Below are 13850 nucleotides of genomic sequence, written 5' to 3' on the forward strand. Positions count from 1 at the left end.
GGAACGGAGGTCCCCGTGGACGCACTCACCAAGTCGCTTACCGCGCTGCTCGATGGCCTCGCCAACGACGCGGCGCCCACGGAGTACGACGGCCTCCTTGACGACCTGCTCACCGCGCTGCCCGGCCCGTCGCACCCGGAGCTTGCGGCCGCCGCGCGAGGCGCGCACCAGGCGGTCGCACACCGGCGGCAGCGGGAGCGGCAGCTGGCCGTCCTCTACGACACCGCGCGGGACCTGGTGGCGCTGCGCGACGTCGGCGCCACCCTCGGCGCGGTGGTCGAGCGCGCGCACCAGGTGCTGCCCGGCGCGGACGTGACCTACCTGTGCCTGCGCGACCAGGAGACCGGCGGGTTCTACGTGCTCGCCAGCGTCGGGCTGATCTCCCCCGAGTTCAAGCACGTTAAGGTGCCGCCGGGACGCGGCATGTCCGCCGAGATCGAGCGGACCCGCGCGGCGCTGCGGGTCACCCGCTACCTCGATGACTCGGCGATCATGCATGACAGTGGGCTCGACCGGGCGCTCGCCAAGGATGGCTTGGCCTCGGTTCTCGGCGCACCGCTGATCGCCCGTGACGAGGTGCTCGGCGTGCTGTTCGCGGCGAACCGGCACGAGCGGGCGTTCACGGACGAGGAGACCGCGCTGATCACCGCGCTGGCCGACTTCGCCGCGCTCGCCATCGACAATGCGCACCTGTTCGCCGACGCCACCGAGTCGCGCCGCACGATTGAGGCCGACAACCTCGCGCTGCGCCGATCCGCCGAGTTGCACGACCGGCTGGCTCGCCTGGTGATCCGCGGCGCGGAGGTGGCCGACGTCGCCGACGCGCTCGCCGACGTGTTCACCGGGCAGTTGCTCCTGTTGGACCGCAACGACTCCCTGCTCGCCTACCGCGGCCTGTCCGCCAGCGCGGACGCCGGGGGGCCGGAAGGCGTGATCGCCGTTGACTCCGATCTCCTGCGCGACATCGGCGAGAGCAGGCGCACGGGCCGCTGCGTGGTCCGCGACGACGCCGAGCCGCCTCGGCTGGTCTCCGCGGTCGGCACCGGCAGGACGTTCCTCGGAGCTCTCGTGCTCGCGCGCCCGGCGCCGGTCACCTCGCTGGACGTGCGCAACCTGGAACGCGCGGCACAAATCGTAGCCTTGCTGACACTGCGACAGGAGGCGATCGTCGAGGCGGAGGAACGTGTTCGCGGCGAGCTGCTGGGGGAGCTGCTGGCCAACCACGCCCCGCCGACCGAGGCGACCCGGCTGCGGGCCTGCGCCCGGCACTTCGACCTCGCCAGGGCGCAGGTGACGCTCGCCGTCCGGGTCGCGTCCGAGGAGGACGTGCCGAAGGTACGGCGGAAGGTCCTGGACCTGGCGCGCACCGAGGAGGGCATCGCGGGCGACTTCGCCGGACTGCTCGCCGTGGTGCTGCCCGCGGAGAGCGCGAAGGACGCGGCCGCCCGGCTGCACCAGCGCATCCAGCGCGAGCTGGGCGTCGCGGTGGTGGTGTGCGGGGTGCCGCCCGTCGACCCGCGCACCGGTAGGCTCGCTGGTTGCTTCGAAACCGCCCGGCGCGGTGTCGCGCTGCTCGAGGCTCTCGGCCGCACCGACGCCCACGCCAGCACAGAGGACCTGATGCTCTACGGCGTCCTGTTCGACGCGTCGCGCAAGGAGGACCTGGCGCGGTTCCTCGACAGCACGCTCGGCGCGCTGCGGGCGCATGACCGCGACCAGGGGTCGGACCTCGTCGGCACGCTCACGGTGTTCTTCGACAGCGGTGGCAACGCGGCGGAGGCGGCACGCCGCATGTTCGTCCACCCCAACACGGTCACGAAGCGACTTGACCGGGTGGCGAGCTTGCTCGGCGCGGACTGGCAGACCGATCACGAGAACCTCGCCCTGCGTGTGGCGCTTCGCTTGCACCAACTGTCCGAACACGACTGAGCACTGCCCAGTGGGGATTCCGCCACCGGGCCGGTGCGGACGGTGTCCCGCCAGCACATTCTCCGCAGGTGGCAACGGACCTAGCGTTCTGAGGCAGCACACGGACGCGGTCGGCGGACCGCGGTCGCCCTCAGAGCGGAGGACGCCATGCCCATGCATGTTGGAATCGACGTTGGTGGCACGTTCACGGACGCCGTGGCGATCACCGACGCCGGCGCGGTCCGGGGCAAGTCACTGTCCACAGCGGACGTCACCGGCGGGATCTTCGGCGCCATCGATGTGTTGCGGGAGCGGATGGGACTGTCCGCGGCGGAGTTCTTCGCGGCCACCGAGCGGTTCGTGCTCGGCAACACCATCGTCACCAACGCGATCGACCAGCTGCGCTTCGCCAAGGTCGGGTTGCTCACCACCGCCGGGTTCAAGGACACGCTGCGGATCGCGCGGTCCGCTCGCGGAGAGGAACGCGACCCGCACGACCTCGCGCCCTACCCGTCGGTCGTCGAGCGCCGGCACACCCGTGAGGTGGCCGAGCGGGTCGACGCGAGCGGCGCGGTCGTGGTGCCACTGGACCTCGGCCAGGTGCGTCGAGACCTCGCGCACCTGGTCGAGGTCGACGGCGTCGAGGCGGTCGCCGTCTGTCTACTGTGGTCGTTCCGCAACAGCGAGCACGAGCGGGCGATCGGCGCGCAGATCGAGGAACTCTACCCGAATCTGCCCTACACGCTGTCGTGCGAGTTGACCCCGGTCTACCGAGAGTACGAGCGGATGATCACCACGGTGCTCGACGCTGCGGTGAAACCGATTGTGGCCAACCACTTCCAGGCGCTCGAGGAGGGGCTGCGGGCTGCGGGACTGCAGGTGCGGCCACAGATCATGCAGGTGCACGGCGGCTTCCTGTCCATTCAGGAGACCGCGAAGGCGCCGATCAACATGTTCAACTCCGGCCCAGTGGGCGGGGTCGCCGGGGCGCGGCTGCTCGGTGAGCGGATCGACCGCAGCCGCATCCTCACGACCGACATGGGCGGCACCAGTCTCGACGCGGCGGCCATCATCGACGGCGAGCTGCGGATCCTGCCGCGCGCCAGGATCGGCGAGTTCCCGACCAGCCTCACCGCGGTCGACATCGAGTCGATCGGCGCGGGCGGCGGCAGCCTCGGCTGGATCGACGAGCGCGGCCTGCTGCGGGTCGGCCCGCGCAGCGCGGGCTCCCGGCCTGGTCCGGTCTGCTACGCCCGCGGCGGCACCGAACCGACCGTGACCGACGCGGCCCTTGTGATGCGCCTGATCAACCCGGACTACTACCTCGGCGGCACGATGACGCTGGACGCCGACCTGGCCCGCAAGGCTGTCGGGGAACGGCTCGGGCAGCGGCTCGGACTGGATGCCGAGGCCGTCGCGCACGGCATGTACCGGCTCACCGTGCACCAGATGGCCAACGCCGTCCGCAAGATCACCATCAACCGCGGCCACGACCCGCGCGAGTTCACGATGGTCAGCTTCGGGGGCGCGATGGGCCTGTTCGCGGCGGCCATCGCGAACGAGGTCGGCGTGTCCGAGGTGGTCGTGCCGGCCAACGCGGCGGTGTTCTCCGCATGGGGCCTCATGCACGCCGACGCCGTCTACACCGAGGTACGCACGACGCCGTGGAACTTCCGCCAGTCGACCGAGGTGCTGGCGCGGGCGTTCACCGAGCTGGAGGCCGGCGCACGTGCCTGGTTCGCCGACGAGAACATCCCGGAGGACCGACGTGAGCTGATCCGCGAGGCAGACATGAAGTTCGCGGGCCAGATCTTCGAGGTGACCACCCGTCTGCCGGACGAGCCGCTCACCGATGACGCGAAGGGCGCACTGCGCGACCAGTTCGTCCGGGACTACGAGGCTGAGTTCGGCACCGGCACCGCGTGGACCGAGAGCGAGGTGCTGCTGATCAACTCGCGGATCCGCGCGGTCGGCCGGTCCGAGTCGCTGAACCTGCGCGGCGACCACGTGCTCACCAGGCCGGCGGAGCACCTGCGGTACGAGCGCCAGATCATCGATCCCGCCGACGGCAAGCCGCAGACCGTCACTGTCTACCGCGGGTTTGCCGCGATCGGGTCCGCGTTGGGACCTTGCCTCCTCGAAGAGATCGACACCACCGTCTACGTGCCGGCCGGCGCCACCGCCGAGCTGAACGAGCACGGCGACGTCCTGATCACCCTGTCCCGCTGACCGTAGGGAGCTGACACCGATGTCGCTGGAAGAACTCCGCAACGACTACGACCCGGTCACGCTCGAGGTGATCAGAATGCGCCTCGACAACATCGTCGAGGAGATGGGCATCGCGATGATCCGCTCGTCTGGCTCGCCGGTGATCACCGAGGCGCGGGACTACAACACCGCCCTGTTCGACGCGACCGGCCGCATCTACTCCTACTCGGACGCCGTGCAGCTGCACATCGGCTCTGGCGGGGTCGCGGTGCGCAACCTGCTCGCCACCGTCGACGCCGGCGAGCTCCAGCCCGGGGACGCGTTCATCAGCAACGACCCGCACACATCCGGGTCGAGCCACCCACCGGACACCACGGTCATCTCGCCGATCTTCCTGGGCGAGCGGCTGATCGGGTTCGCGCAGTCGCAGGCGCACCTAGTGGACGTCGGCGGCATGGCGCCGGGCGGGTTCGCGCCCGCCGCTACCGACTGCTTCGGCGAGGCGCTGCGCCTTCCCCCTGGCGTGAAGATCTTCGAGCGTGGTGAGCCGGTTGAGTCGGTGCGCAGGCTCATCGGCAACAACGTGCGCACCCCGGTGCTGTACTGGAACGACGTGCGCAGCATGGTCGCCAGCAACAACACCGGCATCCGCAGGCTCGTGGAGACCATCGAGGAGTTCGGCGCCGAGACGTTCGCCGACTACACCGCGCTGAGCTTCGAGCTGGCCGAGCACGTGCTGCGGGGCCGGATCCGCGACATCCCGGACGGCACCTACGCGTCCGAGGAATGGGTCGAGGGCAACGGGCACGACGACGCGCTCTACCGCGTGTACTGCGCGATGACCGTTGCCGGTGACCGGATCACCTTCGACTTCACCGGGTCCAGCCCGCAGACCGACGGGTTTGTCAACTGCAGCTACGGCGCGCTGGTGGGCAGCCTCGCGAGCGCGGTCGTGCCGATCCTCGGCTGGGACGTGCCGTTCAACGAGGGCGTGATGACCGCGTTCACGATCCTCGCTGATGAGGGCAGCATCGTGAACCCGGTGGTGCCGGCGCCCATCAGCAACGGCCACCTCACGGCCGGCGTGCGCGCCACTCGGCTCGTCACCCGGCTGCTGAACCAGGCCTGCGTGAAGAGCACGAACGATATGGTGCGGCAGCGGTGTCAGGGGGAGTGGGGCGACTCGTGGACCGGCGGCATCTCGTCGGGCACCCGCGCGGACACCGGCGAGTTCTTCGTCTGGTTCAACATGGACGGCGGCGGCATGGGGACCGGTGCGCAGCTGGTTCGTGACGGGCACGACGCGGCGGGCCTGCTCACACAGGTGGGCAACATGCTGCCGGACGTCGAGATGAACGAGATGCTCTACCCGACGCTGTACCTGTGGAAGCGGCTCGCCACCGACTCGAGCGGGCACGGCGCGGGCCGCGGTGGCATGGGGCTGGAGTACGCGTGGGTGCCGTGGGGTGCCGACGAGGCCACCGAGACGTTGTTCTGCCCGACCGCGGCCGTGCCGCCGTGGGGGTTCGCCGGCGGGCTGCCGGCTGGCGGCAGCGGGTTCGAGTTCTGGCGGGACAGCAACGTTCGCACGCTGATGGCCGATGGGCGCTACCCGCACCGGGACGCGATCGAAGCGGGCGCGATCGAGCTCCAGGACGTCAACGCGCAGGGACTTCGACTCGGGGTGGGTGACGTGTTCCACTCGTGGCTCGGCGGCGGTGGCGGCATCGGCGACCCGCTGCTGCGTGACCCGCGTGCTGTCGTGGCGGACGTGGTGGACGAGTTCGTCTCGGCCGACCAGGCCCGGGACGTGTACGGCGTCGTGCTCGACGGGGACGGGTTCGACGCCGAGGCGACAGCTGCGCTGCGTGACCGGATCCGGCTGACCCGCCTGGCGGCGGCCGGTTCGCCCGCCGATACCGTGCCGACGCTGCTGCAGTCCGATGTGGACCTTCTGGAGCGCAGGTGGGTGCCCGTCCGAGGCTGCGGTACCGACTGCTGGACGTGCCCGGTCTGCGCCGGCTCGCTCGGCAACGGCGACGATTGGCTTGCGGGTGCGGTGACTACCACGCAGGTGGCGAGCGAACGCCTCGCCGAATTCGGTGTGCGGGTGCGCGAACGCGTCGGCGCGGCCGAGCAGGTCCTCCTCGACGAGTCGCTGTGCCCGCACTGCGGCACCCTGCTCGACGCGCGCGTGCACGTCGCTCAGTCCTGAGTAGATGGTCGGAGGACTTCATGATCGGCAATGCGGTGGCCGCCTCGGCGACCACGACCCACAACGAGCTGGTGCTTGCCGCACTGCGACGTTGGCCGGACCGGAGCGCGTTCGTGTACGGCGAGGTCACCTACACCTACGCGGAGTCGGCGGATCTGATCGCCCGCATGATGGCGGTGCTGGCCGCCCGGGGGATCGGTCCCGGCACGGCGCTGGGCGTGCTCGCACCGAACCGTCCGGAGGCATGGCTCGTGTCGGTGGCCGCTCAGCTGCTCGGCGGGCATTCCGTCGGCATGCACGCCAGGGCGTCGTTCGACGACCACCTCTTCGAGTGTGTGGACGCCGACGTCCGGGTGCTCGTGGTGGACCCGACCTTCGCCGATGACGCCGGGCGACTGGCTGCGGCCGGCGTGTCCACCCTGCTGAGCATCGGGCCGGGTGAGTTCGCGCCGGACATCCTCGCCTTGGCGGCCGCCGAATCGCCCCGCCCACTCGATGCGTCCGATGTGGACGGCGAGCACTGGGCGGAGATCCTTTACACCGGCGGCACCACGGGGCGGTCCAAGGGTGTTATCCAGAGCCAGCGCGCGCGGGCGGCGATCACCCTCGCGGCGCCGCTGGCCTACGAGCTGCCGCTCGCGCCGGTGTATCTGGCCGCTGCGCCGATCACCCATGCCGCAGCGCACTTCCTCGTCCCGACACTGCTGCGCGGCGGGACCGTGGTGCTGCTGGACGGGTTCCGGCCGGAGGAGTTCGTCGAGACCGTCCGCCGCACCCGCGCCAACTTCTCGTTCCTGGTGCCCACGATGATCTACAAGCTGCTCGACCACGGGCAGGCCGCGTCGATCGAGATGCCGACGCTGGAGCGGATCATCTACGGCGCCTCGCCGATGTCACCGAGCAGGTTGATCGAGGGTCACGACCGGCTCGGGCCGGTGTTCACCCAGATCTACGGGCAGACCGAGACACTCGCTCTCGGCACCGCGCTGCTGTCTGCCGAGCACGACCTGTCCGACCAGACCCGGCTGATGTCGTGCGGACGCGCGGTGCCCGGCACCCGGATCGCGTTGCTCGGTGAGGACAACCGGCCGGTGGCCCGCGGCGAGGTCGGCGAGATCGCGATCCGCAGCCCAGGCGTCATGCTCGGATACCACCACCAGCCCGAGCTCACCGCCGAGACGCTCGCCGACGGGTGGCTGCACACCGGCGACATGGGCCGCGAGGACGACGCCGGCTTCTACACCATCGTCGATCGCAAGAAGGACTTCATCATCTCCGGCGGGTTCAACGTCTACACCCGCGAGATCGAGGACGTCCTGTGCGCCGACCCGGCCGTGGCGGCGGCCGCGGTCATCGGCATCCCCGACCCGGTGTGGGGCGAGGCGGTGAAGGCGGTCGTGGTGCCCGTGCCGGGCGCCACTGTGGACATCGCGAATCTGGTCAAGCTGGTGCGTGACGCGAAGGGCGGCGTGCACACGCCGAAGTCGGTGGACGTCGTCGCCGAACTGCCGCTGACCCCGGTCGGCAAGCCGGACAAGAAGGCGCTGCGCGCCGCCTACTGGGCTGACCAGCAGCGCGCCGTGAGCTGATCCCCGACTCGTTGAGAGGAGTCCGCCGTGCGGATTCGTGCCGCCGTGCTCCGGCAGTCGCCGATTTCCGGCCCGTATGCGACGACCACACCACTGTCCATTGAGGATCTTTGGCTCGACGATCCCGGCCCTGGTGAGGTACTCGTGCGCGTCGACGCGGCGGGCCTGTGCCACTCGGACCTGTCCGTCGTGGACGGCAACCGGCCGCGCCCGCTGCCGATGGCGCTCGGCCACGAGGCGGCGGGCACCGTGCTCGAGGTCGGGGTCGGTGTCTACGACGTGCGGCCCGGCGACCGGGTGGTGCTCGTGTACGTGCCGAGCTGCGGAGTCTGCCGCTACTGCGGATCCGGCCGGCCCGCGCTGTGCCCGGCGGCGGCCACGGCGAACGGGTGCGGCGCCCTGATCCGCGGTGGCTCCCGGTTGCGGGACGCCACCGGCGCCGACGTGCGTCACCACCTCGGTGTGTCCGGGTTCGCCACCCACTCCGTGGTGGACCGCAACTCCCTGGTGGTGATCGGTGCGGACGTGCCGGCAGACGTGGCGGCACTGTTTGGCTGCGCCATGCTCACCGGGTTCGGCGCGGTCGTACACACCGCCGCGGTGCGCCCGGGTGACTCGGTCGCGGTGTTCGGGCTCGGCGGTGTCGGGCAGGCGGCGGTGATGGCCGCTGTGGCGGCCGGCGCCTACCCCGTGGTCGCCGTGGATCCAGTGGGGGACAAGCAGAAGCTCGCGCTGGACCTCGGTGCGAGCCACGTCGGCCCGCCCGACGTGGCCGCGTCGCTGGTGAAGGAGGCCAGCCCCGGCGGGGTCGACTGGGCGTTCGAGGTTGTCGGCTCTGCCGCCGTGCTCGAGTCCGCCTACGCGGTGACCGGTCGAGGCGGCACGGCCGTCGCCGTCGGACTCCCGCACCCCGACACGCGGGTTTCGCTGCCGGTGCTGGACATCGTCGCCGGCAACCGCGGCATCCTCGGCTCCTACATGGGTTCCGCGCAACCTCAGCTCGACATTCCCGCCATGATCGCGTTGTGGCGCGCCGGCCGATTGCCGGTGGACCGGCTCAAGAGCACGGAGCTGCCGTTGTCGGACATCAACTCCGCGCTCGACGCGCTCGCCGGCGGCGCGGCGGTCCGGCAGATAGTGGTGCCCACGTGAATACTCTCGCCCGTGCCGACTTCCCCGTGCTGCGGCCCCAACAGACCCGCTGGAGCGACAACGACGTGTACGGGCACGTCAACAACGCCGCCTACTACCTATGGTTCGACAGCACGGTCAACGGCTGGCTGATGGACACGACCGGCGTGGACATCCGCATGCTGCCGGCCATCGGCGTCGTGGTGGAGACCTCGTGCCGGTTCGTGCATGAAGTCACATTCCCGGACCGGCTCGACATCGGGCTGGCGCTGGAGCACCGCGGCCGCACCAGCGTCCGCTACCGGCTCGGCGTGTTCCGCGATGACCTGCTGTGCGCGCACGGCCAGTTCGTTCACGTGTACGTCGACCCGGCCACCCGCCGCCCGACGCAGATCCCTGACCTGATCGGCAAGGCCCTGGACACGTTGGCATAGAACGGAGCTCGCCCATGCCTGCCATCCGCCTACTTCCCGACCAGACCGCCGAGGACCTCCTGGAGATGGTCCGTGACCTGTGCCGAGCCGAGCTCGCCCCGCGGGCCGCGGCCGCCGAAGCTGGCGGGGAGTTCCCGCGTGACATGTTCCGGCTGCTCGGCAAGCAGGGCATCCTCTCGCTGCCGTACGAGGAACGCTACGGCGGCGGCGGGCTGCCCGACGAGGTCACGCTGCAGGTGGTCGAGGAGATCGCCACCGCCTGGGCCACCGTGGGCGTCGGCCTGACCGTGCAGTGGGCCAGCTGTCATCCACTGTGGAAGCACGGGACCGACGCCCAGCGCGACCGGTGGCTTGGCAACATGATCGGCGGCGATCTGCTCGGCGGCTACTGTCTGTCCGAACCGGACGCCGGCTCCGACGCGGGATCGCTGCGCACGCGGGCGGCGCGCGACGGCGACTCCTACGTCATTACCGGCACCAAGGCGTGGATCACCCACGGCGGCGTCGCGGACTTCTACGCGGTGATGGCGCGAACCTCGGACGACGGGTCCCGCGGCATCTCGTGTTTCCTCGTGCCCGGCGACGCGGAGGGACTCACTGCGGGTCCGCCGGAGACCAAGATGGGGCTCACCGGCTCGCGCACCACGCAGCTGCGGTTCGAGGGTGTGCGGGTCCCGGTCGACCAAAGGATCGACGCCGAGGGTCGTGGCCTTCCCATGGCCCTCGAAGCACTCAACACCGGTCGGCTGTGCATCGCCGCGTGCGCCACCGGTCTCGCGCAGGCGGCACTCGACTGCGCGGTGTCATATGCGCGACAGCGAGAGCAGTTCGGCCAGCCGATCATCAACTTCCAGGGCGTGTCGTTCCTGCTCGCCGACATGTCGGCCGCCGTCGAGAGCGCGCGGGCGACCTATGTGGACGCCGCGCGGCGCAAGGACCGCAGGCTGCCGTTCACCCGGGAGGCCGCGATCGCGAAGCTCGTCACGAGCGACCTCGCGATGAAGGTGACCACCGACGCGGTGCAGGTGCTCGGCGGCGTCGGCTACACACGCGAGTTCCCCGCCGAGCGGTACATGCGCGAGGCCAAGATCATGCAGATCTTCGAGGGCACCAACCAGATCCAGCGGCTCGTGATCGGCCGCGACCTCGCGGCAGGAAGTTGAGCGGGATGCGTTGGGGCATCAGCATTCCGTACCCGGACCTCGGGCTCGCCGAGCAGGCCGACCGGTACGCCGAGCTGGCCGAGGCCGGCTACACCGACTTCTGGACCCTGGAAGCGAGCGGATGGGACGCGTTCACCCCGCTCACAATGGTCGCGACGCGACTCCCGACCGTCCACATCGGAACAGCGATCGTGCCGGTGTTCAGCCGCGGCGCGGCGGTGCTCGCGCAGTCCGCGGCCGCGATGGCCGAGCTTGCCGGGGACCGGTTCACGCTCGGACTCGGCTCGTCGACCAGCGTGATCATGCGGAACTGGAACGGTGTGCCGTTCACCGAGCCGTTCAAACGCACCCGGGACACCGTCCGATTCCTCCGCAGCGCCCTCGCCGGCGAGCGGGTCAACCACTCCTACGACACGTTCGCCGTGCGCGGTTTCCGGCTCGACCGGCCGCCTGCGGTGGTGCCGAGGATCCTGCTCGCGGCGTTGCGGCCTGGCATGCTGCGAATGGCCGGCCGTGAGGGTGACGGCGCGATTCTGAGCTGGCTGTCCGCCGACGACGTCCCCACAGTCACCGCACACGTCGGCGCCGACCGGATGGTGGCCGCGCGGATCTTCGTCGCACCGTCGGTGGACACCGAGGCGGTGCACGCCGCGGCTCGACGGGTTATGGCTGGCTACCTCACCGCGCCGGTGTACCGAGCATTCCACGAGGGGCTTGGCCGTGGCGAGGCGCTGGCCGAGCTATGGTCGCGTTGGGACAGTGGGGACCGGAAGGGTGCTGCCGCCGCGATCCCGGACAAAGTGGTGGACGAGCTGGTGGTCAACGGCAGCCCGGACGAGTGTGTCGAGGGGATCCAGCGCTACGTGGCGAACGGGGTGGACGTGCCGATCATCCTGCCACTGCCGGTCGGTATGACTACCCACGACGCCGCGCTCCGGCTGGCGCCCCGATGAACCGCATGCTCGTCGCCGTTGTTACCAGGGATCGGCTATCGTGCCGTCTGTGTTCAAGCCGAATTGAACGAGGGTCTCGGCCTCACTTTTGTTTCCGCTCCTCGTGAAATATTTGGATAGAACCGCAATCGCGATATCGGCATTTTCCATTTACTTTCCTAAAGTCTGATCCTACCTATTTCGAGCATTTCTGGACCCCGTAGTGCTTCGAAATGGCTTCACTCACTGTCGCCCGATCTAGCCGGTCAGGTCGCGCTAGTGGTCACCAGCCCACCGTATGGGCCATCCACCCACGGGCAGGTCAACGTCGTCCCCGGTGGCGGGGTGCACAAGTACCACCACCTCTACGTCAACACCCTCGACCGCGGCAACCTCGCCAACATCGGCCACCACCGACTCCTCTCCGGCTTCACCAAAATCTTCGCCGCCACCACAAGGTTCCTGCGGCCCGGCGGGCACCTCGCGATCACCCTGCGCCCCTGGCGCGAACACGCCGAACTGATCGACCTGCCCTCCCAAATCGCCGCATGCGGCCGGCAGGCCGGGCTCATCCCCGTCGAGCGCTGCGTAGATCACCTGGGCGACCTACGACTCCCACATCCGCAATCACATCCTGCCCCGCTGGTCTGGCACCGCCCTGGGAGACATTCAGCGGATCGCGGTCAAGGGCTGGGTGAACAAGAAACTCCGCCCGACCATGGCAGACAAGAGCGCCCAGGACATCCTCGTGCTGTTCTCGATGATCCTCGGCGAAGCCGTGGACGAGGGATTGATCGGCGCGAACCCGTGTCGGAAACTGCGCATCAGCTTCGACCCCGACTTCGGCACACTGCACGAAGTGCGGGGGCGGCTGGAACTCGGGCAGCCGAAGACTCCGGCTAGTGTCCGAACGGTGCACCTGCCGCCGTTCCTGGCCGAGGAACTCCGGGCACACCGGGAACGCAACCCGGATGCGCGGTTTGTGTTCACCGGGGCAGGCGGTGGGCTGTACCGGCGGTCCAACTTCCGCCGCCGGATCTGGCTGCCTGCTTTGGCCGGGGACGAGAAGAAGAGGTGGTCACCGATCAACCAAGACTTGCACTTCCATGACCTGCGTCACACGCACGAGACGTGGCTGATCGAGGATCATGTGCCGCGCATCATGCGGCTGGTGCGGCTCGGGCACAAGCGCAAGGACGTCGACGACATCTACTCGCACGTCATGGACCAGATGATCGAGGACACGCTGAAGGCCCTGCAGCAGCGGTGGGAGCAGGATGGCGGGTGGACGTGGCAGGAAAACACCGCTGTGGGGCGGGAAGCGGCATGAACTCTTCGGATTGGGGGTTGTGGTCAGCAGACCGTGCTCCCAATTTGCTCCCAGACGATCCGTGCCGTACGTGTGACGGCTTGCCGCACAGTCGACCTCGACCCGACTGGCGCTGACCCCGAAGAGTCGCCCGATCATGGCCAGGGTTTGTCGCGACCGGCACGACTGTCCTCGCGTCGTGCGGGCTGCGGTTTTACGGCCTGTGTTTTCCAGGCGCGCGATGATCACTCGTTCGTAGCTTCATGGCGCTGGCCGGTGCTGGTAAGCACTAGTGGTAGGTCGCTACCGCGAGGCCAAAGCCCCGCATACAGGAGGGTTGGCGCTGGTGTGCTTTTGGAAGCGAAGAGCTCGTCGAGGGAAAGACTCGTCCAACCAGTCGTGCCCCGCTCCTCACAGTTCATCTGACCCTCCAGCGAAGGTCAGTCCCGAAAATAAGCGAGTTTCGGACACGAACTTCTATCCAGATACGTGGGACCTGGTTGACCGCGTGGCGGGTATCGCTTATGTCAAGCTCCAGTGTCACCAGGAGACCTGGCGCGCTCTTGTCGACGGGGTGGTCGCGGTTGACCAGCTTCCGTCAAGGGACGCTGCTGTTTACTGTGACGGGGTCAATGCTCAAATGGTTGAAGTCGAGCTTTCGGGAATCAAGTTAATGTCCATTCTTCGCATTACTGCAAGTGATCGAATTATTGAGAGCTTCAAGCCTGGTTCTGCGAATGCTGTATCCATTGCGATCCGCTTGCGCAAGGAGATCGTAAGAATATTGGCCAAGATTTCACCAGCTGAAAGCTTGCGAGAAAGAGTGGAGCTTCCGCCTATCGTCCTTGACGACAGGTAATAAAGGACAGGGGCGGCCCGCCTGTCACGTTGCTCCGGTTATGGCCGCTACGGCGATCTGAGGACGCTTCGAGAGGGCTATCTCAGCAGAACCGGGCCCCGA

General features: G+C 68.9%; 10 protein-coding genes and 1 pseudogene. All 11 read left to right on the forward strand.

Features of this window, described 5'->3' with window-relative positions; all coding sequences use genetic code 11:
- Positions 1–15: 15 nt before the first annotated feature.
- The 11 genes and pseudogenes from MOQ72_RS21550 to MOQ72_RS21600 all read left to right on the forward strand — a co-directional run bounded on the left by MOQ72_RS21550 (position 16) and on the right by MOQ72_RS21600 (position 13748).
- Complete coding sequence (locus MOQ72_RS21550; protein WP_242186027.1) at positions 16–1929, forward strand: helix-turn-helix domain-containing protein; 1914 nt, start codon at positions 16–18, stop codon at positions 1927–1929.
- Between the two features lie 147 nt (positions 1930–2076).
- Entirely contained in the window at positions 2077–4137 is a 2061-nt protein-coding gene (locus MOQ72_RS21555; RefSeq protein ID WP_242186029.1) for a hydantoinase/oxoprolinase family protein, read from the forward strand.
- 19 nt (positions 4138–4156) lie between these two features.
- The gene (locus MOQ72_RS21560) at positions 4157–6331 is read left to right on the forward strand and encodes a hydantoinase B/oxoprolinase family protein (protein ID WP_242186030.1); all 2175 of its coding nucleotides are present in this window, start codon (positions 4157–4159) and stop codon (positions 6329–6331) included.
- A 20-nt stretch (positions 6332–6351) separates the two neighbouring features.
- Positions 6352–7920, forward strand: a complete 1569-nt coding sequence (locus MOQ72_RS21565; RefSeq protein ID WP_242186031.1) for an AMP-binding protein — start codon at positions 6352–6354, stop codon at positions 7918–7920.
- 27 nt (positions 7921–7947) lie between these two features.
- Positions 7948–9072 (forward strand): zinc-binding dehydrogenase, encoded by a 1125-nt coding sequence (locus MOQ72_RS21570; protein WP_242186034.1) that lies wholly within the window; start codon positions 7948–7950, stop codon positions 9070–9072.
- Complete coding sequence (locus MOQ72_RS21575) at positions 9069–9485, forward strand: acyl-CoA thioesterase (protein WP_242186035.1); 417 nt, start codon at positions 9069–9071, stop codon at positions 9483–9485. The genes MOQ72_RS21570 and MOQ72_RS21575 overlap by 4 nt, the downstream gene beginning before the upstream one ends.
- Before the next feature lie 14 nt (positions 9486–9499).
- Complete coding sequence (locus MOQ72_RS21580) at positions 9500–10648, forward strand: acyl-CoA dehydrogenase family protein (protein ID WP_242186038.1); 1149 nt, start codon at positions 9500–9502, stop codon at positions 10646–10648.
- A gap of 5 nt (positions 10649–10653) precedes the next feature.
- Positions 10654–11601 (forward strand): LLM class F420-dependent oxidoreductase, encoded by a 948-nt coding sequence (locus tag MOQ72_RS21585; RefSeq protein WP_242186040.1) that lies wholly within the window; start codon positions 10654–10656, stop codon positions 11599–11601.
- Positions 11602–11826: 225 nt separating this feature from the next.
- Positions 11827–12171 (forward strand): annotated as a pseudogene (locus MOQ72_RS21590) (TRM11 family SAM-dependent methyltransferase); the annotation flags it as partial.
- Positions 12172–12298: 127 nt separating this feature from the next.
- Positions 12299–12910, forward strand: a complete 612-nt coding sequence (locus tag MOQ72_RS21595; protein WP_242186041.1) for a tyrosine-type recombinase/integrase — start codon at positions 12299–12301, stop codon at positions 12908–12910.
- Positions 12911–13397: 487 nt separating this feature from the next.
- Entirely contained in the window at positions 13398–13748 is a 351-nt protein-coding gene (locus MOQ72_RS21600; RefSeq protein ID WP_242186043.1) for a hypothetical protein, read from the forward strand.
- Positions 13749–13850: the final 102 nt, after the last annotated feature.

Source organism: Saccharopolyspora soli (assembly GCF_022678645.1).
Taxonomy (GTDB): domain Bacteria; phylum Actinomycetota; class Actinomycetes; order Mycobacteriales; family Pseudonocardiaceae; genus Saccharopolyspora; species Saccharopolyspora soli.